The following is a 26,065-nucleotide window of genomic DNA, read 5'->3' as shown; positions in this document are numbered from 1 at the left end:
TTAATCCTCCTCAGGTAAAAATTCATTGGTGAAAGCATCTTCAGCAGTGAATTCACCGTCTAATAAATCATGATCTTGCATCCATTCAGCATAATTTTCCCATGTATCAAGTTCTTGTTGTCCCCATCTGGAAGCATCGTCTTGGTAACGTGGGGAAAGCCATTCCTGACTGGCCTTTACGAGTTCTTTATCTAAATCGGGTTCAGCTTCGATTAAGATGTTCGCTGCTTCCTCAGGATTTTCAATTGCAAACTGATAACCTTCTGAGGCAGCATGAATAAAACTTTTCGCTAGATCTGGCTGATCATTCACGATTGATTCACTCGTTGCCAATACAGGTGTATAGTAATCAAGTTTTTCACTATAATCCGTTAAATAAATCATGTTCAAATCTGTCCCACGTAGTTCAGCTTCAATTCCATCCCAGCCGTAATAAATCCAGCCAAAGTCGATATCTTGACGCTCAACAGCTGTGAAAAAGTCAGAATCCCCAATATTGACTGTTTCGACTTCGTCAACATCAGCACCTTCTTGTTGCATTAACGATGAAATAACAACTTCTTCAAGTGGGGCGCCCCAGCCACCGTATATTTTGCCTTCGAAATCGGCAGGTGAAGTGATTCCAGATCCTTCAAGTGCTGCAAAACCAGACGTGTTATGTTGAATGACAGCAGCAATTGAGACGACTGGAACATCTTGTACGCGCGCTTCTGTTATATTCTCTTGGAAACTAATCCCGAAGTCTACTTCTCCTGAGGCAATCATTTGTTCAGGTGAAGCCTCCCCGGGTAAAATGATATTAACATCTAAGCCTTGCTCTTCAAAATAACCTTCAGCTTGGGCAACATAAAGCCCGGTGTGATTTGTGTTTGGTGTCCAATCGAGCACGACATCTACACTTGTTAACTCATCTTGATTCTCCTGAGATTCATTGTTCTCGTTGTCACTACAAGCGGTTAATAATCCTAATAACAAGATTAGTAGAAATAATTTTTTCATATAAACCTCCCAATAATTGATAGCCATAAGTTGGAGGTACTAAAAAAGCCCTAGGTACAGTTCTCCTAGGGCACACAAAGTTTAATTGAAATGAAGCATTATTGTGTTCCCTACGCTGGTCTTAGCCAGTTCAGGTTCTAAGAGTCAGTATCTTACGGATACAATCTCAACCAGCAACACTGGTCCCCCTACAACTTATGTCTATACGTTTTTATTCCGACTAAATTGTGCCACAATTTTGTAACAATTGCAACTGTTAGGGTGCTGTTTTAGTTGAGAGTGTTTTCAATTTATTACGGTGAGTGTAGAGAGGTAGGTTTTTATTTTTGGCTCTGTTAAAGTCCGTTGTTGATATTGTGATCCGCTATCGGTGGACGCTTTCCGCGGGCACGGCTCGAGCCTCCTCGGAAGAAAAGCGCTTCCTGCGGGGTCTCGAGACGCGTGCTATTTCCGCAGGAGTCGCCACCTTCGCTCCTCACAATTCAACAACTCAGTGCTTTGTCATTTAAAAATCGACACTAAACTTTGGCAGAGCCTTATTTTAAATATTACAAAGGCCGTTATTGCTTAAGTGGGTTTAATTTAAAAGTCTATTAACTAAATTTATACCAAATCATAAAGCGCTTGAATTAAAAGGTTAATTATTCTATAATAATAATTAGAATTTTCTGATTAATAAGTCATCAAATAATATGAGGGGGAGTGTTTCGGTGGAAACGAATGTTTCAAATGATTTTGAGAAAGTATTGGAACGAGCAAGAAGAAACACATTAGGTGACTTATTGTTACGGACGCGTGAGCGTATGCCGGACAAATTCGCATTGGATTACGAGGGAAAACGAGTGACATATGCTGAGCTTGATGAGCTCGTTAATCAAACGGCTAATGCGTTTCGAAAACAAGGTATGGCTAAAGGTGACATGATTACGGTGATGTCTAAAAACAGCTTGGATTTTGTGGTGCTAAAATTCGCATTAGCTCGTCTTGGTGCGGTTATGATCCCGATTAATTATATGTTGTCACATGAAGATGTCGCTTATATTTTAGAACATTCACAAGCCAATGGTATTATAGCGTCACAAGATTTCGCACCTGTCTTAGAAGAAGCGGCGAATCCAGAAATGATTCGGTTTAAGTTTCTGATGGATTTAGAAACAGGAGAAAGTGTGGCTGAAGAATTAATCGAATGGCAGTCTCTTGAAGACATCCGTTCGAATGAGTCAAATGAATTCGTTGATGAAGATTTATCCGATGATGATTTAGCTCATGTATTGTATACGAGTGGAACTGAGTCTCGGCCTAAAGGTGTGATGTTATCTCATAAGAGTTTAGTAAGTGAATATGTCAGTTGCGTAGTAGACGGGAAAATGGAAAGTCGTGACGTGCTCGTTCATGCTTTGCCAATGTATCATAGTGCTCAATTACATGTTTTTTTAGGGCCAAGTATTTATTTAGGTGCGAGTGGAATTATTTTATCTAATGCAACGCCTGAAGGGATTTTAGAAACGATTGAGACATATGGTGCGACACAATTATTCGCACCACCAACTGTGTGGATTGCTCTATTACGTCACCCAGATTTTGAAAAGCGTGACTTATCAACACTTGAGAAATGTTATTACGGTGCAGCGATTATGCCCCGGGAAATATTAAAAGAGCTATCTGAACGTCTGCCTAATGCGGAGTTTTGGAACTTTTATGGACAAACGGAAGTGGCCCCATTAGCAACCGCTCTGCAACCAGAAGATCAATTGCGTAAACTTGGTTCCGCTGGTAAGCCAACATTAAATGTGCAAACGAAACTTGTTGATGATCAAGGTGAAGAAGTACTACGCGGGGAAGTTGGTGAAATTGTCCATCGAACGCCACACGCGATGAAAGGATATTTGAATGATCCAGAAAAGACTGCCGAAGTATTCCAAAATGGCTGGTTTCATAGTGGTGATTTAGGTGTGATGGATGAAGAAGGTTATGTTACGATAGTTGATCGTAAGAAGGACATGATTAATACAGGCGGAGTCAACGTCTCAAGTCGTGAAGTTGAAGAAGCGATTTATGAGCTTGACGGTGTTTCAGAAGTTGCGGTGATTGGGTTACCAGATGCTTATTGGATTGAAGCGGTTACCGCGATTGTAGTACCGAAAGAAGGTTATGAATTAACGAATGAGGATGTTGTTCAATTCTGTTCATCTAAATTAACTAAATTTAAAGTACCGAAATACGTTCAAATAACTGATCAATTACCTAAAAACCCAAGTGGTAAGGTGTTAAAACGATCTTTACGTGATCAATACGAATCAGTTGCAAATGAATCTTAAGAAAAGGCCGGCGTTTTGTCGGCCTTTTCTAATGGGATTAGTGAGTGTGAATTCAATTGTTTTCTATTAGAAGTTCTGGTAATAGCGCCAGGATCAAAGGTATGAATTGGTGATATGTGGTGGAGATTTCGATTATGAAATAGGGAAATTCATCTATAGATAGAAAATTTCTGTTTTGTCTAACAATTATGATACAATAGGATTAGAAAATGGGGGGAGGTCTATGTCTAAGGAAGAGACAGAAAAGGCGAGGGTATTAGCTGAAAAATCAACATTACTTGCTCAATTAGGAGCTTCAATTTATCACCAATATCGCATTGGTCAATTATATAGTGATGAGTTGAAAGGATATGCGACTCGTTTACAAAAGCTTGATACAGTCTTACATAAATTAAACGAACCTTTCAATTCAACGACAACATGTACTTGTGGTACAACGGTTAGTGAAGCAGATGTCTATTGTCCATCTTGTGGGCAAGCACTGACTTTTTTACAACTTAATAGACAGGATCAGTCGTGTAAACAGTGCGACACAGCCTTACTTCAAGATGCAACGTTTTGCCATGTATGTGGGACGCGGAATAGGGAGGAAGCGACATGATCTATTGTCGACAGTGTGGGGTCGCTAATCCTTCAGACGCTAACTATTGCTATAATGATGGTTATCCTCTTGAACATCATGCATACCCACCTCACATGTCATCAAAATCCCGAGAATCTTGCACACAGTGTGGTGCTTGGCGACATGAACATGCTTCGTATTGCCATATATGTGGTGAAGCTTTTGGGCAACTCCAGATGCAAACCTTCACGCTCAAACGTGATGTATTAACGTTTAAACGTGAAGGTAAAACTGAGGTGCTGAAATCTATTTTATGGACTGTTCCGTTAGCGCTTGTTTCCATGATTGTTATGATTGTCGTGATGACTCTATCTCTTAATGATGTGGATGAACAAAGTGTGAGTCGAGTTAACGTTGGTTCCTCTGATGTGACTGCAGAATTATTAAGTTATAATAACTATTTTGAACATAGTATCAGCCGTATTCGACAAGCTAATGAAGAGGGAGCCTTAAATGCAGATCAGACATATTTGACTTGGCAAGAAAACTTGTTATTAAGTCATGGTATTACTTTTGAACAGAAGGAAAAAGAAGATGTAAGTGAACTTAATAATGGGAATGAATCATATACGATGGACATAGAAGTCCAAAATAGTAAGCCTCAATACGTGTTTCTAATTGTATTGCTTACGGGTATAAGTGCTCTAATTTATCGTCGATTTCGCCCACGAATTAGTTTATTCTCGATGGCTATTAGTGCAGTAAGCTTTGCTATATGGTACTTGTTACCAGTTGCTGTTTTAAGTCTAATCGTGTCTGATTCGTTAAGTCGTGAGTTAAATAGCGATCGTAATAGGGAAATAAGCTTTCAATTCGTTTTGGACGGAACTTTTATGGTATGGGGATTTTTATTGATCGCTGTCTTTTTTGTTGCTCAACTATGGCGAGAAAAACGTTCACTTCCGTATGTACTGGAAGGGGCAAAACGAGGGAGCTATTGGCTCGTATTAATCTTTTTGCTTTTTTACGTGGGAAGTTTAATCGTCGTTTCATTATCAGCATCTGATGGCCATTATATAAATGTTTTAATGCGTGAAAACCTGTTCGTGAACGCTGGTTTAGTATCAGGTTTCTTAACAATATTACTTATCAATACTGGCTTTTTAAATACGCTTAACTTAAAGACTGCTATGCATGAAGAATCAGAATTAGCCTTTCATCTATTTAATCAATCGGTGTCGGCACCAGATGAAAAGATGAGAAATGATAGTTTCATGGAAAGCTTCGATCAATATACTTCTCCACTTAGCCAGTTAAGCCCATGGTTTTGGTTTAGTTTCGTGATCCTTATGCTCGCTTGTTTATTAATGGGCGCTTATATAAAATCAGACTCATTGATTACTAAATTTAAACTTGCAGTTGGCATCTCACTTGTGTTTAGCATTATAAACAGTTTTCTTGTTATAATTATGTCGCAACGAATGGTACAAGTATTTGATGGCCAAGGACGGATTAATCTTGCTAGCTATGACTTACTCATGACCATGTTCGTTACATTTGGGTTTGTCATGGTATTTGTTATAGGTGGTATAGGGTTGAGATATCTTTGGAAAGGAGCGAATACTAATGAAAGCAATCGTACATGAGAAAATGCCGGGATTAGATGGCCTAGCGTTTCAAGATATTCAAGAACCTAGTGTTGGTGTCAATGAAGTCAAGGTAAAATTAAAGACTGCTGGGTTAAATCGCCGTGACATATCTGTGACAGGGCGTCGTCAAGAAGGTGCCGATCCATTAGTTCTCGGATCAGATGGCGCTGGGATTATTGAAGAGGTAGGTGCTGAAGTGAGTGATTGGAAACCAGGTGACGAAGTGATTATTAATCCTGGAATAGGGTGGATACAAAATGATGACGCACCACCTAAAGGGTTCCAAATCGTAGGCTTACCTGATGATGGAACATTCGCTGAATATTATGTGGTGAATGAACAATATATTGAGCGTAAACCGACGTCATTAAATTGGGATGAAGCAGGAGTGGTCGCTTTAGCTGGCTTAACAGCTTATCGAGCAGTGTTTACACGTGGCAATATTCAGGCGGGTGATACAGTCTTATTGCCTGGAATCGGCAGTGGTGTTTTAACTTATGCTTTAAAGTTTTTAAAAGCGATTGGAGCTCGAGTGATTGTGACATCTCGTTTAGAAGCTAAATTGGAGACAGCTAAATCATTAGGGGCTGATCGAGGTGTGTTAACAACTAGTGATTGGCAAGTTGAGCTAGCGGATGAGACGATTGATGTTGTGATCGAAAGTGTTGGTCGAGCTACCTTTCAGAAGTCGATCGAAGCTGTTAGGCGCGGTGGTACAATCGTGATGTTTGGTGCTACGACAGAAGATACTGTTGAGTTCGATTTACGCCAATTTTTCTATGGTCAATATAATTTATTAGGCACAACGATGGGAAGTGTTGAAGAACTGCGAGAAATGCTTTCGTTTGTTGACAAATACGGAATCAAACCAGAGATTGATACGATGTTTACCTTAGATCAATACGCTGAAGCGTTTGAATATTTACGTGATTCAAATAACTTTGGTAAAGTTGGCTTTCGAATAGAATAAGAACTGAAACGTCCGAGTTAACTCGGACGTTTTTTAATGGCTAATCCGTTAATTTACTAGATAAACTAACGGATTTATTTAATAAATAGGAGAAGTTATTTAATTACTAGAGGAAGTAATTACAAAACAAGATAAGATTATCTAATAAATAGAGAAGATAATCTAATAAATAGGTCGTGCGTGTTATAATAGGCTAAAATTGTTCTGTAGGAGGGCTCATGAATGAGATTCACCATATCTCCAGACTCGTTTAAAGGTAGTTTATCGGCTCAACAAGCTTCTGATGTTATCTCGGAAGCAGTTCATTCAATCATGCCTGAAGCGGATTGTGTTCAGTTGCCGATGGCTGATGGAGGAGAGGGGACGATTGATGCATTAGTTCATGCGACGAATGGTAATCGCATCGATTTATCAATAACTGGCCCGCTTGGTGAACGAATTAACACAGTAATGGGGATTAATGGTTATACAAATGAGGCCATTCTTGAAGTCGCGAGTGTATGTGGGATGGATCAAATAGAAAAAGATGACCTGAACCCTATGAACACCACATCTTATGGACTCGGAGAATTGATGAAATATGCTTTAGATCAAGGCTATAATCAATTACTCATTGGCTTAGGAGGAAGTGTTGTAAACGACGGTGGAATCGGAATGTTAACAGCATTAGGAGCCCGTTTTTATGATGCTGATGGATATACACTTGAAGGCTATGGTCGTGATCTTCTTTTGGTTGATCAAGTAGATTTTTCAAACCTAGATCCACGATTAAAGAAAAGTGAAATTAGAGTTGCTTCAGATGTGGATAACCCTTTAACGGGGACTAATGGTGCAACTTATGTGTTTGGGCCACAAAAAGGGGCTACAAAATTAATGATCCAAAAGCTTGATGAAGCAATAAAGTCATACAGTTCATTGGTCGAAGATGAAATCAAAGGTTCATTTCAATTTCGACCAGGAGTAGGTGCTGCAGGAGGTTTAGGTTTTGCCCTAATGACCATAGGGGCTGAATTAAAATCTGGTGCTTTATTAATTGCTTCTGCGATAGGATTAGAACAAGGCATTGCAACCAGTCAACTAGTTATAACAGGTGAGGGGAAGAGTGACGAACAAACTTTATTCGGAAAAGCACCAAGCCATGTTGCCCAACTCAGTCGACATCACCAAGTAGGTTGTTTACTCATCTCTGGTGCAATTGATGACCCAGAAGGAAAACTGCGAGATGTTTTTTCTGGCGTTTTTTCGACAATTCAGAAACCCATGAGTGAAGAGAAAAGTATGGAAAACGCATCCGATTTACTCTATCAACAAACAGCAAATATCGTTCATTTCTATCAAAATTTATCTAAATAGACGCTAACCGTTTCCATTCAACAAACGATTCATAGAGTGATGGTATAGCCTTCACTGGCATATAATGGGACAACTGTTGAATGGAAAGGAGGAGCAGACCATGGAAATTCTTGATTATGTTATGGACGAGGCGTTTGTGTTGATTCCTGTGTTGTGGATTTTAGGTAAAATGATTAAACAGATGCAATTAATGCCGAATAGGTTTATCCCAATCACTTTATTAGGTATTAGTACGATTTTTACTACTGTTATGATGGGACTCTCTGTTGAAACACTCATTCAAGCTATCCTTGTAACCGGTGCCGCTGTCTTCGGTCATCAACTATGGAAACAATTTAATAATGATGATTAATATTCAAACTTAAGCTTAGAATTTAACTAATAAATACCTCAGTTATTTTATAAAATGACGAGTTTTAGAAGAAACTCTTCCAATTAGTTAATAATCACGAGATCGTATAAAGAAAAGAAGCTGGCGTTATGCCAGCTTCTTTTTTAAAAACGCTTTATGATGTCACATGTTCAACTTGCCACTGGTCATTTACATATAATCCAACGATGTCCATGTCATAGCCCCAGCTACGGACCAATGCGACACTTTGTTTAATTTGTTCAACTTTTTCTCTTTTATCGATAGGATTACCTGCACAGTCGTGGTGGCCTATGATGGCAAGAGCTTTTGAACCATGCCCATCGTTAGAGATGGTTAATTTCTTTTTAATTGAGTCAATCATGGTTTTGTCGCCTTCAAGTAATGCTTTATTTGGTCCTGCTTCATTGATTTGGTCGACATAGTCAACGCCATATTGTTGTTTCATCCAATTAATTACGGGTTCTTGCGTTCGACCATCCATACAATTAATTGCTGTTGCGAATGTTCCTTCAGCCATGTAATTCCTCCTTAAAATATTCTCTATCTTTCTATTATATAAGGAATAGACTAGCCTGTCACATCTATTCTACTAATCTAGCTTCTACAATCCAGTTGATTGATCCATCCGTCGTAAAGCAAGCTTGTAATGTGATCCTTTCACCACCAGATGTCCCAGTAATTCGGTTCCAATAATCTTTCCCGTTATTAAGCCCAATCCCTTTTCTATTTACTTGATAGGTACTAGTTAATTCATAACGAAAAGCTTCGCCGTTAGCATCTGTCACTGTAAATGAATTAGCATTCCAAACGGAACTAAATACCCCAGGGTTATGTCCAATAAAATGGGTGTTCATCCCATCTTTACCACTGAAGGTCTCAACACCACCCCATGTTGAAGCGACGGATTGTTGATTAATGATGGATTGCCCGTTTGCTCGTCCGCCATTTCGATACGATACAGCTCGTCCATTAAAATAAATTGTCATAGGTTGATAATCTGGTGTGGTTTGTTCTGAAGTAGATTGATTTTCATTAGGAGCAGTTGACTTATCGGTTTTGTTATTAGACTCCTTCTGCTGTTGGGAATCATTATTCTCTGTCTGTGCCGTCCTAGCTTCATGATCAGTTTTCTGAGTAGTTTTTGGAGTACGATCTGATAGTTTAGGTGAGACTTGATCTAAAAAAGCTTCACGAGCCCAATAGGTTTCTTTATGGATGCTAATCCGTAGCCATATTATATCGTTGACCACTGTTTTACCATCCACGTTAATCACTTGATTAGGTGAAAGTTGGACGTTTGTTTTGTAAGCCTTATGTGGCTCGTTATACAAATTAATTTCCGCTTTGGCTTGGTATTCACCTTTATATTCATCAATATCGTATGTAACAGATGGCTTAGTTGCTGTAAGAGTAATGACTGGTTTTGTCGGAAATTCGTGGTTGAGTGATTCATGTGATGCTCCTTGATAGGTAGTCGTTTCTGAGGAGTAGGCGGGACTAATAAAGATAATCATCGTAAAGCTTAAGGAAATGACTATACTAAACCAAAACTTATTCACAAAATGCCTCCTCATTTGTCAAAATGTCAATTCATCATGTATCGTTATCATAAGACAACATCATATATAAATCTAGTATTTTATCGTGAATTCGCAGAAAATAGGAAGAAGGTTTTGTTTTTTCGACATCAGATTTTGTCGCCTATTGTCTAATGAATAATAGAAAAGGATTTTGTGAATATATTCACAAAAACATCACACACTCGCCAAAAATTTATCACGATTGATAAGCTTTGAGTAAGTTAAAATAGGGTACAATACATTAAGGAGATTTTATTACTGAATTCCTTTTAGAGGAGGGGGAGCCATGCTATTATTTGATGATCCGGTTTTTGGTAGCCGAATGTTAACGTTACTCACCTTAACGTTCCATATTATATTTGCAACGTTAGGTGTTGGTGTCCCACTCATGATTATGATTGCACAGTGGGTAGGAATTAAGCGGAATGATATGCATTATATTATGTTAGCTAGACGGTGGGCGCGTGGTTTCGTTGTGTTAGTCGCTGTTGGTGTTGTAACGGGTACAGCAATTGGCCTTCAACTTTCGCTACTTTGGCCTGAATTTATGCAATTAGCAGGTCATGTGATTGCGCTACCGTTATTTATGGAAGTTTTCGCTTTCTTCTTTGAAGCTATCTTTTTAGGAATTTATTTATATACTTGGGATCGTTTCGAGAATCAGAAGAAGCACTTATTGCTCCTTGTTCCAGTCGCTATCGGTGCAGCGCTCTCAGCCTTTTTCATTACAACGGTTAATGGTTTTATGAACTCACCAGATGGTTTTAGCATTGTTGATGGTCAAATGACAGGTGTTAGTCCGATAGAAGCGATGTTTAATACAGCTTCTCCAACAAAAGTCACTCACGTGATTGCGACTGCCTTTATGACGTCATCCTTTGTTCTGGCAGCAGTAGCGGCGTTCAAACTGTTATGTCGTTCTAATCATGATTATCATAAAAAGGCTCTTCATTTAACGATGAAAGTTGGTCTTGTCTTTGCAGTAGCAACAGCTATTGTTGGTGATTTTTCTGGTAAATACTTAGCAGAACATCAGCCTGAGAAATTAGCGGCTGCTGAATGGCATTTTGAAACAGAATCAGAAGCTCCGCTGGTTTTATACGGTATTCTTGGTGAAGATAACGAACCTAGTTATGCGATTGAAATTCCTTATGCTTTAAGTATTTTGGCGCATAATGACCCATTTGCAGAAGTAGAAGGGCTCAATGAAACGCCAGCTGATGAACAACCACTGTTATTCGTGCATTACTTCTTTGATACGATGATTACGATTGGTATGTTCATGATCGGCTTGTCACTTATTTATTGGTTCGCTTCATGGCGTGGCTGGTCTGTTGCTTCCTCAAAACCAATGCGTTGGTTAATTGTTGCAGGCGGTCCACTATCTATTCTAGCCATTGAAGCGGGGTGGTGGATGGCAGAATTCGGCCGACAACCGTGGATCTTACGCGGCGTTATGACAGTTGATGAAGCAGCGACACAGAGTGCTTATGTGGGGCATATGTTTGTCGCATTTGCTGGTCTTTATTTCATTTTAGGAGTCGGTGTGGTCGTTGTATTAACTAAAATTTTCAAAGACAACCCAGTAGAACTAGAACTCGGCGAACAGGTGGTGATCGCTCATGAGTTATGAGATTATTGGTATGGTTGTTTTATGGACGTTCCTGTTTGGTTATGTGATTGTAGCTTCTGTCGACTTTGGTGCTGGGTTCTTTAATGCATATAGTATTTTGACAGGGAAAGATCGAATTCTAACGAAGATAATTCAACGTTATTTATCACCTGTATGGGAAGTAACGAATGTTTTCTTAGTTTTTTTCTTCGTAGGAATTGTTGGATTTTTCCCTTCAACAGCCTATTTCTACGGGAGTATTTTGTTAGTTCCAGTCAGTATTTCCATTATTCTATTAGCGATTCGTGGTTCTTATTATGCATTTGAGAATTATGGAAGTAGAGGGCACCGTGGTTATGCCTTTATGTACGGGGCGACAGGGCTTGTGATTCCAGCGTCTTTTTCCGTTGTTTTAACCGTATCTGAAGGTGGATTCGTGGATATCATGGATGGTCGTCCTCAATTAGATTACTGGGCATTATTTTCAAGTCCGCTCACTTGGAGTATTGTAATCTTGAGTATCATTGCGGTCTTGTATATCTCTTCAGTCTTTTTAACTTGGTATGCCAACCGTGCAGGTGATATGGAAGCGGCAGCATTATTGCGACGCTATGCGCTTATTTGGGCGCTACCTACCATTATTACGGCGAGTGGAATCATTTATGAATTACGCTCACACAACCCAGAACATTTTGGTTCACTCATGAATTTGTGGTGGATGTTTGCGATTTCGTTTATTTTCTTTGTCGCAAGTGTTTGGTTAATCTTGAAACAAAAGAATTACGGCCTAGCGTTTATTTTACTAATTGGTCAATTTGCCTTTGCGTTTTTTGCGTATGGCATTTCAAAGTATCCATATTTACTCTATCCACATTTAACGGTATCAGATAGTGTAACAAACGATGCCATGGCGATTTCGTTAATTGTAGCATTCGTTGCAGGTTTACTACTATTATTGCCGTCGCTGTATCTACTGATGCGACTATTCTTGTTTGATGATCAATATATCGCTGGTAAAAAATAATGAGAGGTGATCTAGCGTGACTGATTTTCTTATCACTTACGCACCATTTTTAGTGCTTATAGGCGCCATTGGTATGGCTTTTTGGATCGCTCTACCAGGTGGAAGAAAATAAATGAAAACTCAATTTTATGATGTAAGATACAAGAAAAGGCTGTGCATTAAAGCACAGCCTTTTCAATTTGTTTAAGCTTATATAAATAGCCTTGCTTAGACATTAAAGTATCAAAGTCACCCGTTTCAACGATTTCACCTTGGTCGAGTACGATAATTTGATCGAATGTTTCTAATCCAGTTAACTCATGACTAACGACAACCACTGTATTATCTTGAGCCTGTGTGTAGACTTGGTTCATAATGCGCTCAGCAGTAACTCGGTCCAGTGAAGAGGTCGGTTCGTCTAATAACCAAAGAGAGGCTTCTCTTAGTAGCACGCGCGCAATAGCTAGGCGTTGCTTTTCACCGCCAGATAAGTTATCACCCTTTTCATATACGGGATCGTCTAAATTGAAAGATTCTAGCGCTGCTTTATTTAATGCCACACGCCGTGAATCATCATTAGTATCTGACAATAAGTTATCTCGAATAGTTCCAGCAAAAAAGGTGTCATCTTGCATGACCACATTAGCTTGATTCCATATCGTAGAAGGAATCAGATTGTTGATATTACGATTATTGATGAAGATATCACCTTTATTTAACTGTTCAAGCTTTAATAGCAATTGCAAAATAGTAGATTTACCTGAGCCACTTGCTCCAATAATGGCTGTTTTAGACCCTGGCTTTATACAGAATGATATATTCTTTAACGTTTGACGTTCTTCATTTGGATACGTAAATGATACTTGATCAAATTGTGCTCTGATTTGTTGATCGTCCAATGTTTCATCACCCGATGGCTCTGGTTGATCTAGCGCATATAGACGATCGGCCGCCTGTTTATTGTCACGAAAATATTGTGGAAACGCCGCCATTGGTGATGTATTCTCAAAAACGGTCAGCGAAAGTAACATAAACATAGATAACCAAACGGCTTCCATTTCACCAGCTGCGCTCAGATAACTGCCGATTGATAACACACCCCATGTAATCGCAAAGCCGATCCACCCATCAAGCGTTTGATGGACGAGTTCACGTATGCGGCTACGTGCAACGGCATTTTCATAGTCATCATTTAAATCACTAAATGTTTGAATACGAGTATCAATAGCCTGATGAATCGTTAAATCTTGAAACCCATATAATGTTTCTGTAGCTTCAGCTGAGAGAGCACTTGCTTGTTCAGTCGTTGCTTCATCTGTTTCGTGTTGCAACCAGGCAAAGATGGCTGGAAGAATAATAAGTGATAAGCTCAGTCCGAACAATAGCCATAGCGCCATCCATACTGAAAAATAAGCTGTGAATAAGGTTGTCGCGAGAAAAACTAATAAAATGACAATCGGTGGATATAAAACACGTAAAAATAGATTTTGAAGCGACTCAACGTCATTAACAGCACGAGATAATAAATCACCCGACTTCATACGACCAAGTCTGGCTGGTGATAGTTGATACAGACGATTAAAGAAATGAACACGAATATGTTTCAGCATCGTAAAGGTTGCTCGGTGAGAGACAAGTCGTTCTATATAACGCGAACCTGCACGTGTGAAACCTAATAGCTTCACAGTAGCAATGACGACTGTTAACGCATAAATCGGAACACCTAAAGCTGCTTGTGAAATTAAATACCCACTGGCACTAAATAAGCCGACAGCAGCAATTCCGCCGATAAATCCAAATAAAATAGATAAAAGAATCTCACGTTTTTCTTTTAAAAGTTGTTTAATAATCGATTTTAGACCTGTCATGCGTTAACACCTCCACGACGATCGAGTAATGCTCTATACGTTTCACTTGATTGCTTAAGCATTTCATCTGTGCCCTCAGCGGTCAATTCCCCGTTTTCCATGACAAGAATTTTGTCAGCCGATTGAATCGTATGAATACGATGAGCGACCGTGATGACCGTTGCGTTTTCACTTAAAGTAGAAATGGCATGATTTAATGTCCGTTCTGTTTCTAAATCAAGTCCTGTAGTTGGCTCATCGAACAAAATAAGTGAAGGTTGTTTTAAAAATGCACGCGCTAAGGCGAGACGTTGTTTTTCCCCACCAGAAAGTCCACGGCCCCCTTCACCAACAACTGTTTCAAGTCCATTCTCTAAAGAATTGATTAAGGGTGTTAATTTGGCGAGGTCTGCTGCTTGCTGTACGTCATCAAAATTAGCATTTGGCTTACTAATGGCGATATTATCGTAAATTGAACCAGCAAATACATGAGGAGATTGCGTAATGTAACTTAACTGTTGGAACCAAACGTCCTCACGTAAATCATATTGTTTTAAGTTATTGATAAAAATTGTCCCATTATGAACTGGCAATAATCCGGCTAAAACATGTAAAAATGTCGTTTTACCAGCGCCACTAGGTCCGACTATAGCTACGTTATCACCTGGCTCTATTGTCGTTGAAATGTTGTTTAAAGTTGGTTCTGAATGATAAGCAAATGTTACATGACTGAACGTAATTCTTGGTGGGACAGAGACAATCGTTTGATCCCCCCAATTAATTGACTCAGCCTGTTCATTTAAAGCGTCTTCAAGTTTTTTACCTGCTGTAATGCTTTCTCGACCAGAGTGAAAGGCACTGCTCAAATCTTTCAAAGCGATGTAAAATTCAGGTGCCAATAATAAAACGAAGAATGCCGTTGTAAATAGAATCGAATCAAAAATAATCAAACCAACAGCTAGCTCTAAAGCAATTAACCCAATGCTTAACATCGAGATTAATTCCATCATAAATGCCGATGTAAAAGCGACCTTAAGCACTCCAAGTGTCGCGTCACGGAACTGGTCACTTCTCTTTTCAATCAAATCTTGCTCATTATGAGCACGTCCGAATAAGGAAAGCGTTGTTAAACCTTGTACTGAATCAAGAAACTGTCCAGAAAAGTTGGATAACGCATTCAATTGCTCTTCAGATTTATCCCTTGTCTTAAGACCAATAATAGCCATGAAAATCGGGATGAATGGCGCAGTAACTAAGACAATAACGCCAGATACCCAATTTTGAGTAAACATAATAATTAAGATCGTTAGTGGCACGATGGAAGCACGGACCATCTGCGGTAAATACTCACGATAATAAGCATCCGTTTGATCGACAACATTTAGCAATGTCGAAACTTTGCTACCCGAACGCCCCTGCGATGCCAATTCGATTGGTTGTTTCGTATAATGATGGATTAATTGCATTCGTAATTTAGCTTTTGCGTTTTTGGCAAGCGAAATCCCAATGTGTCCAGATGTGTATGTCAAGAGCGCCCGAAGAGACATCACCATAATGAGTCCAATTAAATAAAACACCACATCTAGAAATGACGCATTATTTAGAAAGATACTATTAATAATGTAAACAATGAGAAAAGCTTGCAGTACAATCATCGTGGCTGATAATAAGTGGACACTGATGAGTTGAATGAGACTTATGCGGGACACATAGGATTTTAGTAGCGACATCGACAAACGTCCTTTCGTTATTTTCCTTCCATTGTACGCCTTTTGTCCGTCATTTTTAATTAAAATGGCTAGTTTATGGGTGAAAATTTCGTGACGGATATGCTTTTAGGTGGGTATCATCTATAATAAGGGCAGAAAGGAAGGATCTAACGTGAAACGATTAATTATAATCATATTCATTAGCTTGCTTTTAGTAGCTTGTCAGCAAAATAGTGAATCAAGTGAGCAAGTAGATGAAATGGCTGAAGCATTGAAGTCGTTTGAAGCAGGGAACCCTGATAAACCATCAGAGTATTTGGGTACGTGGTCAACTTATGCAGGGGAAGGGACTTCATATAAGCAAATCCAATTATTCGAAGAAGAGGGACAATACCAAATCCAATATGACGTAATAGACCATGATGGTCGCATTCTAAATTCAATGCTTGGCCCTTTAGAAGGGTTAGAGGATGGTGTGGGAGCATTTGATTACGATTCAGATCGTTATGGGAATAACGGTGTGTTGGAAGTTCATTTAGAACAAGAAGGGATTCAGTTTAATAATCGTATTGACGGGACTAATGTTGAAGAGGTTTTCTTTGAACAGAAAATCAGTCGTTAATCGTCTCTATTTCGTTTAACACCTGTTATGACCACAATAGCTAACGTGACAAGAATAGTAATTAAAGAAGCCCAATATAACCAAGGTTGATGATATAAACGGTTTAATCCAGCTAATACAGCGGTTAATAAAATAAGTCCAATCATTAATAGTCGCTTCATTTATCTTCACCTCAATCATTGTTTCTCATTTTATTATAACGTATGAAAAATAGCCTTACGATTAATTGACATTTAACTGGAAAAGTTTTTTGATTTTTACAAATTATATCGGTAAAATAGGGTTTATTAATTATGAATATTTTGGGGGAATTGGTGTGTTGCTTGAATTTGATTCGTTGCTAGTCTTGTCGTTAATGCTTGTCTTATTTGGTGGAGTTGCTATGTCTTATAATCTTGCATGGTGGTGGTCTCCACTTATGACCGTAATACTGATGCTAGGCTTTGCTTTGACTGGAGTGGTTTATGTAACAGGTCGATTTATGATCACAGATATTCTCATTACTTGGCTACCAATTTCGTTAGTATTAGCCTTAATCGCTACAGTTATTCGTATTTACATAGATGGGAAAAGTAAACGTTTAATCCAATGGCTCACAATAATTAGCATCATAGTCATTGGCTCGACGGGACTGTTTACTTATTTACAAGGTTTTACGACCATGGATGAAGCTTTTTTAGATGAACTTAGTGAAGAAGAGATCACAAGTATAACCATTAAAACGAGTTTTAGTCCGGGTGATGTTTATGTAACAGAGTTAGAAGAAGAGGATGAAATTGAAGACATATTAGATGCATTGTCAGAGGTCGAGTTACGTCGATATTATCAACCAGTGGTACACTCAAATATTACATTAGAATTGATGAGTGATCAAAAGCGAAATCAGCTAGAATTTTATTTTGGTGAACCATTAGTAAGAATTGATCGATATATCTATAAGATGGATTCAGATGAGGTTGTGGATTTATTAAGAGATAAACGTGATTAAACTCGCTGATAAAACAATTTTTAGAAAGGAGTATATTCCTTATGAGTGAAGATCATATATCGCCGAATCCTACGATTAAAACATTTTATCTAATTATTGGATTTGGATTAATTGGAGCGACTATTTATTTTTTATTTTTAGAGGAAGCTTATAAGTTAGGGTATACATTTTTGTTTATGTCTATCTTGGTTACCACTCTATTTGAGAGCTATCGAGCCAAGTTAAACGGGCGAGGAGCTATATTTTGGGTTAACATTGTGTTATCACTCTTGATTGTCGTCATACTTGGAATAAATTCTCAACTTGATTTCGGGGTTATTGTGTACGGTTTATGATCTCGACGATAAAACGTGTGAACTCGCGGGTAAATCCTCTTATGTCGATGGTAAATCATGCAAACTCGATGGAAACGCGTGCCAAGTTGATGGAAAGTGCACTAAACCCGATGATAAGTGCATCTAGCTCGATGGAAACACAAACTCACTCGATGATAAGCGACTAAATGACGCTGATCAATTGTAAAAATTATTGTATAAAGTGGAATGTATCTCAGCTGACATCACATTTCCAACCAATCCGTAGTTAAAAATTTTTTGAAAGGTTAAAATATGGTTATTTTACTAGCATTGTTCATGGCATTAATCACCATTGTTTTATTACTTATATTAGTCATCATAATTGTTGTATCTGTGATTAAAAAGAAGCCTTTTCCACGCAAGATGCTTCTTGCAACGTTGTCATGTGTTTTATTATTAGGCTCAACCATCATTTATGAACGTTATTTCTTTACGTTTGAAGAAATTAATCGGGCACATGTACAAGATGGACCAGGCCCAATTGAGTCACCAGATGAAACATATTCGGCTAGTGCTTATTACGAACCGTACGGTGGAGCTGCAGGGGGAGTTAATGTCTGGATTGAAGTCGTTAACCATGCAAACAACGATCAAATGAAAATCATTTACTATAGTGATGTCAAACAAGACTTCCAAATGGATTGGGTTGATGATGAGACATTAGAGATTGAAAACAATGATCCTCGCTACCAAAATCAAGATCGAAGTGTAACCTTAGATGTAACAAGTGAAATTTATCACGATCGTGGTGATGCCTGTCGGAGTTGGGTGCTTAAGCAGGATTATGATGATTGCTATGAAGCGGATTTATAAGATAGTCAATAAAAACCAAAGTTGTATAAATTTCATTTTTCCGTATAGTTAGTAAATTAATGAGGTGTGCAGAATGATTAAGCAAAATTGGATCATAGCTGTATTAACATTGTCTCTAGTTATCGTAACAGCGTTGTATATGGTTGAAACGAACAAATCGAAAACTACTGGAGACTTTCTTGAGGATTTAATATTAGAAGAAGCTTTGATCGCATCAGATGTCGAATCGGATAAGATTGAAGCGTTAACGAAATATGTCCAAGAAAATGGTTTTCAGTTTGATAACAGCCTAACTATCTATGACGAGCATAAGGAAGAAGCTCTGTATCAAATCGAATTTCGATATACCGAAGATAACCAAGTTCTTGCGACTAACATAGAAGAGCCATCCGAATGAATAGTCAGAAATTTCGCATAAAAAATGGCGTTTTTATACCTATGCGGTTTAAATTGTGATACAATTTTAGATAGAAATGATTTTAAGGGGGCTTGCACCGTGTCAGTAACAGTACGAGCTTTAGATCAAAATGATTTCCAATCAGTGCGTGAGGTGGCGCAAGCAAGTTGGCATGATACATATGATGGTATTTTGCCACGTCACGTGCAAGATGCATTTTTAATAGAAGCATATAATGATTATAATATGCAGCAACGCTTGATGCGGGGCGGTTTCTGGGTTGCTGAAGATGAAAACGGAATTATTGGGTTTTCGAATTTCACACCAGTTAATGAACAAGGGGATGCGGATCTTGTCGCTATTTATATGCATCCTGATCATATTGGACAAGGTATTGGGAGTATGTTATTGCAAACAGGAATCCAACAATTAATGTCGCTTCGTTATCTTTATGTCGATGTGGAAAAAGAAAATGAAGTAGGGATGCGTTTTTACGAAGCAAAAGGTTTTAAAGTAGTGAAAGAATTCGATGAAGTGTTCGCTGGTCATACGTTATCAACTGTGCGGATGGTCTTGGAATTGGAGGTTGATGAAGCATGACGATTACTCAAGTCCCAGGTATTCGTGTTGGTCATGCTGATGATCAAGTTGCCAAAACTGGCTGTACAGTGATTGTGACAGATAAAGGAGCGACATGTGGCGTGGATGTCCGTGGGTCTGCTCCAGGAACACGAGAAACAGATTTATTAGATCCAGTTAATCTCGTTGATCAAGTCCATGCCATTAGTTTAGCTGGCGGTAGCGCATATGGACTGGATGCGGCGAGTGGCGTTATGCAGTACTTAGAAGAACAAGGTGTAGGTATGGATGTCGGGGTTGCGAAGGTCCCGATCGTCCCGAGTGCGATTTTATTTGATTTAGCGGTAGGTGACCCAACTATTAGACCGAATGCGGCAATGGGTTATGAAGCAGCGGAACGAGCGACGGAATTTCCTGTCATTCAAGGGTCTGTCGGTGTAGGGTCTGGTGCTACAGTGGGCAAAGTCGCTGGATTTGATGCGTCGAGTCCAAGCGGTATTGGTAGCGCATCGCTTACACTTGATAATGGGTTAGTCGTGGGAGCTATTGTAGCTGTTAATGCATTTGGTGACGTCGTCAATCCTTCGACAGATACGATTGTTGCAGGTGCACGTAATCTAGAATCAGGCGAATTTCTAAATAGCAGACAAGTGCTTAGAGAACAGCCTGATGCTGGTGGTTTAGCCGGAACGAACACAACTCTTGCTGTTGTGGCAGCAAATGCAAATTTGACAAAAGCAGAAGCGACAAAAGTAGCCCAAGTCGCACAAAATGCGATCGCTCGTACGATGTCGCCTGCACATACCATGTTGGATGGTGATACAGTATTTGCACTTGGAACAGGCGACGAAAAGTATGACGTTAATGTTGTATCGGATTTAGCTTGTGATACGTTAGAACAAGCGATTTTAAACGCAGTTCGGGTAAGTGGAGCATAAAAAAATCATTTCTGTTTAAGACTAAGTTTGCTTAAACGGAGGTGAGAAGATGCCGCGAATTGCTGTTGAACAAAGCATGTCGGATTTAGAACAAGCGCTTACACAAGAAGGATATGAAGTTGTCGCGCTTGAAGGTGGACAAGTTCCTGAATGCGATTGCTGCTGCGTGTCAGGACAAGATAACAATGTGATGGGCATGAGTGACAAAACGACAAGTGCTCCAGTTGTGAATTGCCACGGCATGTCGACGGATGAAGTTGTTCAGGCTGTACAAGCACGGGTGTAACGATTGCCCAGAAAGAGGTGCTTCTATATGAAGTACCTCTTTTTTGACTTAGAACCTAGAAACTTTTGATTCAAGATGTTTGGTGCTTGGCGTATTGATCAATATTAGAGTATGTTAGATAAAATTTGATTCAATGAAACATTATTGTGGTGTAACATATATAATATTTGATGCAAATCTTTTTGGAACATAAAAAAAGAACTTGGCGTTATAGCCAAGTTCAAGTTCATAAACGTTTAAATTGTCCATTGGTCATTGATGATCGCGACGAGTTTCCATTCGCCTTGACTATTTTGTTCAAAAACAAGGTTGATCGCATTCCAGTTCATATCTGCACTTTCGCCACTGCCTTCTACATAATATTCTACGACATGAGCATCTGGAAATTGTTCGTTGATGTTATTGATGGTGTTGCCGCGTTTTTTAAATTCATTAATATTTCGTTCGTCATAAGACGTGTAATCCTTTTGAAATACATAGTCGTTGTGGTATTCCATAGGAGTTAGTTCGATTGGATGTCCACTTCCGTGTTCATTACCCCAATTATAAGTTGATTCATCAGATTCAAATTGAGCGACTTCATTAGCTTCGAAGACTAAATCTTCATCACTTACATTCACATAAGGTGAGAATAGTAAACCTTGTTCTTCATGAACATGTTCTGCGACAGCTTCATAATTGTTGTTCGCTAATTGATCAATAATTTGATCGCCACGTTCCAACACAAAATCTTCAGGCGATTGATTGGACGACTCTTCTGAGCTTTCAGATTCAGAGGTCATGTCACTATCGTCTTCATTATTATTAGCTTCATCATCACTTTGTGCACCACCAGAACCATTTTGGGCTTCGCCGTTTTCTGTGGAACCTTCTTCATTTCCAGCTCTATCTTCATTTTCTTCCTTAGCTTCAAATGATTCAGCCTCTTGTTGTTCATTTGCTTGATCCATACTTGATGATTCAGGATTTTGTGCTTGATTATTATTCATAATCATCATACTGAGAAAGGCAATTAACACAATTGCCGCTACAGACGTACCACCAATTACCATTCGACGCATAAGCATTCTCCTTTTATCTTTTTGGTCTTCGCTAGCGGCCGCTTTCATTAACTCTGCATGCATGCGTTCGGATTGTTCGTCTGACATCTTTTGTTTTGGGAGGGAATTTAATTGTTTTTCTAATTGTTTATCTTCAAATTCACTCATTGTGAAATCCTCCTTGGATCTGTCCAAGCGCTTTTAGGGCCCGTGAATATGTTGTCCGTACTTTTTGATTCGACCAATTGAGTACTTTAGCCGTCTCATCGACGGACAACTCTTTAATACCACGCAACATCACAACATCTTTATAGCTCGGTTTCAGTTGGTGAATAGCGTTATATAATTCTTGGTGACGTTCATCGGTTAAAACGAGTTGGTCAGGCGTTTCATTATGACCGATGTTATAAGCTTCGTCTAAATTCACCTGTTGATCTGAGCCACGTCGCTTTTGTTTACGAATTTCATCAATTGCAACGTTACGGGCAATACTAAATAACCATGTTTTTGGACTCGAGTCGCCACTAAATTTATCTAAACCTTTTAAAGCTTTGATAAACACTTCTTGTACCAGGTCTTCTGGATCTCGTCTTCCTGTATAGTAGACAAGGAAATGGTAGACATCATGATTATATTGGTAAAACCAGTCGGAAACGATTTCTTGTTTAGACATGTCTATTGCCTCCGATTCTAAATTCACTTGATTAGACGATGGATCGTTTCATTTGTGTCAGTTCTGTATTAAGTTTAGCAATAGGAAAAAATTAGTACAAGCCAATATGTGCCAGTTTAGCTTTGTGCTATGATAGAAGGAAATGAAGGAAGTAAAAGGAGATTCGTGATGACTATACCTATACTTTTTGAAGATAACCATTTGTTGGTCGTTGAAAAGCCTGTGAATATGCCTGTGCAGGAGGACCAGTCAAAGGATATTGATTTATTGAGTAATTTAAAACAAATGATTAAAGAACGTGATGCAAAGCCTGGGAATGTTTATCTTGGTCTCGTCCATCGTTTAGATCGACCTGTAGGAGGAGTGATGGTGTTTGCCAAGACATCAAAAGCAGCTTCGAGATTGTCTGATCAAATCCGACGTAATGTCTGGACGAAGCAATATTATGCGGTATTACGTGGTCGTCCTGCTGACCCGCATGGGCGTTTAGAACATTATTTAGTGAAAGATCAGTCGAAAAATCAAGTTTATGTTACAAAATCGGATGCAAAAGGTGCCAAAAAAGCTGTATTAGAGTATGATGTTTTGGCGGAAGCAGATGGCTTATCACTCGTTAAAGTAAATTTAATAACAGGTCGTCCGCATCAAATACGCGTCCAACTAAGTACGATTGGATGTCCACTTTATGGCGACCAAAAATACGGAGCAGACGTGAATAAACCTGGTCAGCAACTAGCATTATGGTCGCATCAGTTAAGTATTGAGCATCCGACTCAGAAGGATGAACGCTTTTTCGAAAGCTATCCACCTGATAAACATCCATGGCACTCACTTATGAAATAAATCTCCTATTTTATTAGATAACTCCAATCATTTTTGAGATAACTGGATCAAGTTTTGAAATAACTAGATCTAGTTATTTCAAAACTTGAGGAATTTATATAAACACTAAATGAAATCAGGCGAAATTTGAGCAAATGAGCGAAATTCAATGTATATAAACGCAAATCAAAGTATGTTTCCAATGTACACGCTTACATGGGGCTAGGTGATTCGTCTTTTCTGTGATAGACTAATGAAGGTTTTGTGTCAAAAATAAGGCACAATTGGATTTATAGATAGAGAGGACGTTGAATTTGTTAGCAAGATTAAAGCAGGAATGGTTTGGAAATGTACGAGGCGATGTGTTAGCTGGAATTGTCGTAGCATTAGCACTAATTCCGGAAGCTATCGCTTTTTCAATTATAGCAGGTGTCGATCCGATGGTCGGGTTGTATGCATCATTTTGTATTGCAGTCGTAATCGCGTTTATTGGTGGAAGACCAGGAATGATTTCGGGAGCGACAGGAGCCATGGCGCTCTTAATGGTTACCCTTGTAGCTGAAGAAGGTTTAGAATATTTACTCGCAGCCACTATTTTAACGGGTATTCTTCAAATATTATTCGGTGTATTTAAACTCGCAACGATTATGAAGTTTGTTCCAAGGTCAGTGATGATTGGGTTTGTTAATGCTTTAGCGATCTTAATTTTCATGTCACAAATCGAACAATTTCATGGTGCAGGATGGATGATGTATGCATTAGTAGGTTTAGCTTTAGCTATTATTTATATTGTGCCGCGCTTCATTAAATCAATCCCATCACCGCTTATAGCGATCGTTGTCATTACAAGCCTTGCCATTTATATGGGCTTTGATGTTAAAACGGTTGGCGATTTAGGGAGCTTAACACGTGAATTACCAATCTTTTTAATTCCGGATATTCCTTTGACGTTTGAAACGTTACAAATTATCTTCCCATATGCATTGGCACTTTCGATGGTTGGATTACTTGAATCATTGTTAACAGCAAGCATTGTGGATGACATGACGGATAGTGAAAGTGATAAAAATAAAGAAAGTCGTGGTCAGGGTATTGCGAACGTAACGACAGGATTTTTCGGTGGAATGGCTGGTTGTGCCATGATTGGACAGTCTGTCATTAACGTGAAGTCAGGTGGTAACGGACGATTATCCTCACTTGTTGCCGGTATATTTCTCATGTTTCTCATTATCGCGCTCGGCCCAGTTGTTGTTCAAATTCCAATGGCTGCACTCGTAGGTGTGATGATCATGGTATCGATTGGGACATTTGATTGGTCGAGTGTTCGTTACATTCATAAAGTACCAAAATCTGATGCGGCTGTGATGTTAACGACGGTTGTTACAGTGGTTGTCACACACGATTTATCAAAAGGTGTATTAGCAGGTGTCGTTTTAAGTGCGATATTCTTTGCAGCGAAAATTTCTAAAGTGACAGTTACCGAGCAAATGGACGAAGTTTCTCATAAGATGAGATACTTTGTGAACGGGCAAATTTTCTTCGCGTCAGTTACGGATTTACAGACAAAACTTACACCTCAAGATTCAACACTTGAAGTCGTTGAAATTGATTTTTCACAAGCTCATTTATGGGATGATTCAGCTGTTGGAGCATTAGATAAAATTGAAGGTAAATTTGCGCAAAATGGAACGACGGTTATTTTTACAGGATTAAATGACGATAGCCAAGCGCTAAAAGATCGTATGCGTGCTTTATCTAACGCATCTGGTCATTAAAGGTAGAGGTGAATAATATGTATAAACGAATTTTACTTGCGACTGATGGGTCAGAGCATTCATTAAGATCAGCTGAACATGCGATTCATTTAGCCACGGGAAGTGAAGGAACCATTGATGTCGTATTTGTCATTGATGGCGATACTTCGAAAAAAGATGTACTGCACCACGCGAATAAATTTGAGATTGATAGACGTCGTCGTGAGAAGATCTCACCAGTTGAAGCAAGATTGGAAGAAGCAGGTGTTGATTATAATGTGAGCATGCTGCATGGTGAACCAGGTCCAGAAATCGTCAAGTTCGCTAACGATGGTGAATACGACTTAGCGATTGTTGGCAGCCGCGGACTTAATCAACTACAAACACTTGTCTTAGGTAGTGTCAGTCACAAGGTCGCTAAACGCGTCGAATGTCCTGTAATGATTATTAAATAAATCATTGTATTTATGAGATAAGTGGACGAAGTTATGAAATAAATAATGAAATGAGGCCAAACGAATGTGTTCGTTTGGCTTTTTTTGTGAAATCAAAGAATCTATTTGTCATGATGGATCGGATACCATCGAGTTTATGGCATTTACCATCGCAATCACACCCGATTCCATCGAGATTTTATATTTATCATCGCGATTTACTATTTATCATGCAAGTTGCATCCATTTACCATCGAGTTGACCTCGTTTTCCATCGACCGAATAAAATCTTGAGTCAAGTCCATAATTATGTGTAAAATACATGGCAATGAAATTCAACTCTTGTCATTGATTATTTATGTGTTATCGCGATGAGGTGGGGATGGCG

28 protein-coding genes and 1 riboswitch are annotated in these 26,065 nt (G+C 38.9%); of the genes, 20 read left to right on the top strand and 8 right to left on the bottom strand.

From position 1 onward, the window contains the following. Positions 1–999 (bottom strand): ABC transporter substrate-binding protein, encoded by a 999-nt coding sequence (locus tag J2S77_RS11130; protein ID WP_306977371.1) that lies wholly within the window; start codon positions 997–999, stop codon positions 1–3. Between the two features lie 90 nt (positions 1,000–1,089). Beyond that, a riboswitch (TPP riboswitch) is annotated at positions 1,090–1,199 on the bottom strand. Positions 1,200–1,709: 510 nt separating this feature from the next. Here J2S77_RS11130 and J2S77_RS11125 point away from each other — a divergent pair. From J2S77_RS11125 to J2S77_RS11100, 6 genes are all read left to right on the top strand, one after another. After that, on the top strand, positions 1,710–3,317 hold the full coding sequence (locus tag J2S77_RS11125; protein ID WP_306977369.1) for an acyl-CoA synthetase: 1,608 nt from the start codon (positions 1,710–1,712) through the stop codon (positions 3,315–3,317). A 223-nt stretch (positions 3,318–3,540) separates the two neighbouring features. Further along, positions 3,541–3,918 (top strand): double zinc ribbon domain-containing protein, encoded by a 378-nt coding sequence (locus tag J2S77_RS11120; protein ID WP_306977368.1) that lies wholly within the window; start codon positions 3,541–3,543, stop codon positions 3,916–3,918. Continuing rightward, a complete protein-coding gene (locus tag J2S77_RS11115) occupies positions 3,915–5,525 on the top strand; it encodes a zinc ribbon domain-containing protein (RefSeq protein WP_306977366.1) in 1,611 nt (536 codons plus the stop codon). The genes J2S77_RS11120 and J2S77_RS11115 overlap by 4 nt, the downstream gene beginning before the upstream one ends. Next, positions 5,506–6,498: a zinc-binding dehydrogenase gene (locus J2S77_RS11110; protein ID WP_306977364.1), complete on the top strand. Its 993-nt coding sequence runs from the start codon at positions 5,506–5,508 to the stop codon at positions 6,496–6,498. The genes J2S77_RS11115 and J2S77_RS11110 overlap by 20 nt, the downstream gene beginning before the upstream one ends. Positions 6,499–6,720: 222 nt before the next feature. Beyond that, positions 6,721–7,851, top strand: coding sequence for a glycerate kinase (locus J2S77_RS11105; RefSeq protein WP_306977363.1), 1,131 nt, complete (start codon positions 6,721–6,723; stop codon positions 7,849–7,851). Positions 7,852–7,951: 100 nt separating this feature from the next. Continuing rightward, the gene (locus J2S77_RS11100; RefSeq protein ID WP_306977361.1) at positions 7,952–8,203 is read left to right on the top strand and encodes a phage holin family protein; all 252 of its coding nucleotides are present in this window, start codon (positions 7,952–7,954) and stop codon (positions 8,201–8,203) included. 154 nt (positions 8,204–8,357) lie between these two features. Here the strand turns inward: J2S77_RS11100 and J2S77_RS11095 are convergent, their stop codons facing one another. Both J2S77_RS11095 and J2S77_RS11090 read right to left on the bottom strand, forming a co-directional pair. After that, complete coding sequence (locus tag J2S77_RS11095; RefSeq protein WP_167263873.1) at positions 8,358–8,741, bottom strand: carbonic anhydrase; 384 nt, start codon at positions 8,739–8,741, stop codon at positions 8,358–8,360. A 64-nt stretch (positions 8,742–8,805) separates the two neighbouring features. Then, positions 8,806–9,783: a hypothetical protein gene (locus J2S77_RS11090; RefSeq protein WP_306977359.1), complete on the bottom strand. Its 978-nt coding sequence runs from the start codon at positions 9,781–9,783 to the stop codon at positions 8,806–8,808. A gap of 307 nt (positions 9,784–10,090) precedes the next feature. Here J2S77_RS11090 and J2S77_RS11085 point away from each other — a divergent pair, with 307 nt between their 5' ends. The 3 genes from J2S77_RS11085 to cydS are packed head-to-tail and all read left to right on the top strand — an operon-like array spanning position 10,091 to position 12,552. Continuing rightward, positions 10,091–11,437 carry a cytochrome ubiquinol oxidase subunit I gene (locus J2S77_RS11085; protein WP_306977357.1) on the top strand — a complete coding sequence of 449 codons (1,347 nt, stop codon included), beginning with the start codon at positions 10,091–10,093 and terminating at the stop codon, positions 11,435–11,437. Continuing rightward, positions 11,427–12,440, top strand: coding sequence for a cytochrome d ubiquinol oxidase subunit II (locus J2S77_RS11080; protein ID WP_306977355.1), 1,014 nt, complete (start codon positions 11,427–11,429; stop codon positions 12,438–12,440). The genes J2S77_RS11085 and J2S77_RS11080 overlap by 11 nt, the downstream gene beginning before the upstream one ends. A 16-nt stretch (positions 12,441–12,456) precedes the next feature. Further along, the gene (cydS, locus tag J2S77_RS14445) at positions 12,457–12,552 is read left to right on the top strand and encodes a cytochrome bd oxidase small subunit CydS family protein (protein ID WP_370871830.1); all 96 of its coding nucleotides are present in this window, start codon (positions 12,457–12,459) and stop codon (positions 12,550–12,552) included. Between the two features lie 46 nt (positions 12,553–12,598). Here cydS and cydC read toward each other — a convergent pair whose 3' ends face one another. Further along, positions 12,599–14,287: a thiol reductant ABC exporter subunit CydC gene (gene cydC, locus J2S77_RS11075; protein ID WP_306977353.1), complete on the bottom strand. Its 1,689-nt coding sequence runs from the start codon at positions 14,285–14,287 to the stop codon at positions 12,599–12,601. Further along, positions 14,284–15,996 carry a thiol reductant ABC exporter subunit CydD gene (gene cydD / locus J2S77_RS11070; RefSeq protein WP_306977351.1) on the bottom strand — a complete coding sequence of 571 codons (1,713 nt, stop codon included), beginning with the start codon at positions 15,994–15,996 and terminating at the stop codon, positions 14,284–14,286. Before cydD ends, cydC begins: the two co-directional genes overlap by 4 nt. Before the next feature lie 151 nt (positions 15,997–16,147). Here cydD and J2S77_RS11065 point away from each other — a divergent pair, with 151 nt between their 5' ends. Then, positions 16,148–16,597: a hypothetical protein gene (locus tag J2S77_RS11065; RefSeq protein WP_306977347.1), complete on the top strand. Its 450-nt coding sequence runs from the start codon at positions 16,148–16,150 to the stop codon at positions 16,595–16,597. Here the strand turns inward: J2S77_RS11065 and J2S77_RS11060 are convergent. Then, positions 16,594–16,758, bottom strand: coding sequence for a hypothetical protein (locus J2S77_RS11060; RefSeq protein ID WP_306977345.1), 165 nt, complete (start codon positions 16,756–16,758; stop codon positions 16,594–16,596). The genes J2S77_RS11065 and J2S77_RS11060 overlap by 4 nt on opposite strands. 155 nt (positions 16,759–16,913) lie before the next feature. Here J2S77_RS11060 and J2S77_RS11055 point away from each other — a divergent pair, with 155 nt between their 5' ends. The 7 genes from J2S77_RS11055 (at position 16,914) to J2S77_RS11025 (ending at position 20,954) form a co-directional block, all read left to right on the top strand. Next, positions 16,914–17,585, top strand: a complete 672-nt coding sequence (locus tag J2S77_RS11055; RefSeq protein ID WP_306977343.1) for a hypothetical protein — start codon at positions 16,914–16,916, stop codon at positions 17,583–17,585. Positions 17,586–17,626: 41 nt separating this feature from the next. Next, on the top strand, positions 17,627–17,920 hold the full coding sequence (locus tag J2S77_RS11050; RefSeq protein WP_306977340.1) for a hypothetical protein: 294 nt from the start codon (positions 17,627–17,629) through the stop codon (positions 17,918–17,920). Positions 17,921–18,193: 273 nt separating this feature from the next. Continuing rightward, positions 18,194–18,754, top strand: a complete 561-nt coding sequence (locus J2S77_RS11045) for a DUF5412 family protein (RefSeq protein WP_306977338.1) — start codon at positions 18,194–18,196, stop codon at positions 18,752–18,754. Positions 18,755–18,827: 73 nt separating this feature from the next. Then, entirely contained in the window at positions 18,828–19,151 is a 324-nt protein-coding gene (locus J2S77_RS11040; RefSeq protein ID WP_306977336.1) for a hypothetical protein, read from the top strand. Between the two features lie 99 nt (positions 19,152–19,250). Further along, positions 19,251–19,751 (top strand): GNAT family N-acetyltransferase, encoded by a 501-nt coding sequence (locus tag J2S77_RS11035; RefSeq protein WP_306977334.1) that lies wholly within the window; start codon positions 19,251–19,253, stop codon positions 19,749–19,751. Then, a complete protein-coding gene (locus J2S77_RS11030; protein ID WP_306977332.1) occupies positions 19,748–20,668 on the top strand; it encodes a P1 family peptidase in 921 nt (306 codons plus the stop codon). The genes J2S77_RS11035 and J2S77_RS11030 overlap by 4 nt, the downstream gene beginning before the upstream one ends. A gap of 49 nt (positions 20,669–20,717) precedes the next feature. Continuing rightward, positions 20,718–20,954 carry a YkuS family protein gene (locus J2S77_RS11025; RefSeq protein ID WP_306977329.1) on the top strand — a complete coding sequence of 79 codons (237 nt, stop codon included), beginning with the start codon at positions 20,718–20,720 and terminating at the stop codon, positions 20,952–20,954. A gap of 236 nt (positions 20,955–21,190) precedes the next feature. Here the strand turns inward: J2S77_RS11025 and J2S77_RS11020 are convergent, their stop codons facing one another. Together J2S77_RS11020 and J2S77_RS11015 are read right to left on the bottom strand one after the other, a co-directional pair. Then, positions 21,191–22,162, bottom strand: a complete 972-nt coding sequence (locus tag J2S77_RS11020) for a hypothetical protein (RefSeq protein WP_306977327.1) — start codon at positions 22,160–22,162, stop codon at positions 21,191–21,193. Then, positions 22,155–22,667 (bottom strand): RNA polymerase sigma factor, encoded by a 513-nt coding sequence (locus J2S77_RS11015; protein ID WP_306977325.1) that lies wholly within the window; start codon positions 22,665–22,667, stop codon positions 22,155–22,157. The genes J2S77_RS11020 and J2S77_RS11015 overlap by 8 nt, the downstream gene beginning before the upstream one ends. A 168-nt stretch (positions 22,668–22,835) precedes the next feature. On the opposite strand from J2S77_RS11015, the gene J2S77_RS11010 reads away from it, so the two are divergent. The 3 genes from J2S77_RS11010 (at position 22,836) to J2S77_RS11000 (ending at position 25,698) form a co-directional block, all read left to right on the top strand. Beyond that, the gene (locus J2S77_RS11010; RefSeq protein WP_306977324.1) at positions 22,836–23,510 is read left to right on the top strand and encodes an RluA family pseudouridine synthase; all 675 of its coding nucleotides are present in this window, start codon (positions 22,836–22,838) and stop codon (positions 23,508–23,510) included. 287 nt (positions 23,511–23,797) lie between these two features. After that, a complete protein-coding gene (locus tag J2S77_RS11005; RefSeq protein WP_306977322.1) occupies positions 23,798–25,264 on the top strand; it encodes a SulP family inorganic anion transporter in 1,467 nt (488 codons plus the stop codon). A gap of 17 nt (positions 25,265–25,281) precedes the next feature. Next, positions 25,282–25,698, top strand: coding sequence for a universal stress protein (locus tag J2S77_RS11000; RefSeq protein WP_306977320.1), 417 nt, complete (start codon positions 25,282–25,284; stop codon positions 25,696–25,698). The last annotated feature ends 367 nt before the right edge of the window (positions 25,699–26,065 follow it).

The organism is Alkalibacillus salilacus, assembly GCF_030812915.1.
In the GTDB taxonomy this organism is placed as follows: Bacteria; Bacillota; Bacilli; order Bacillales; family Alkalibacillaceae; genus Alkalibacillus; species Alkalibacillus salilacus.
The sequence above is the reverse complement of the archived record's forward strand: the minus strand, read 5'-3'. Positions and strand labels throughout refer to the sequence as shown.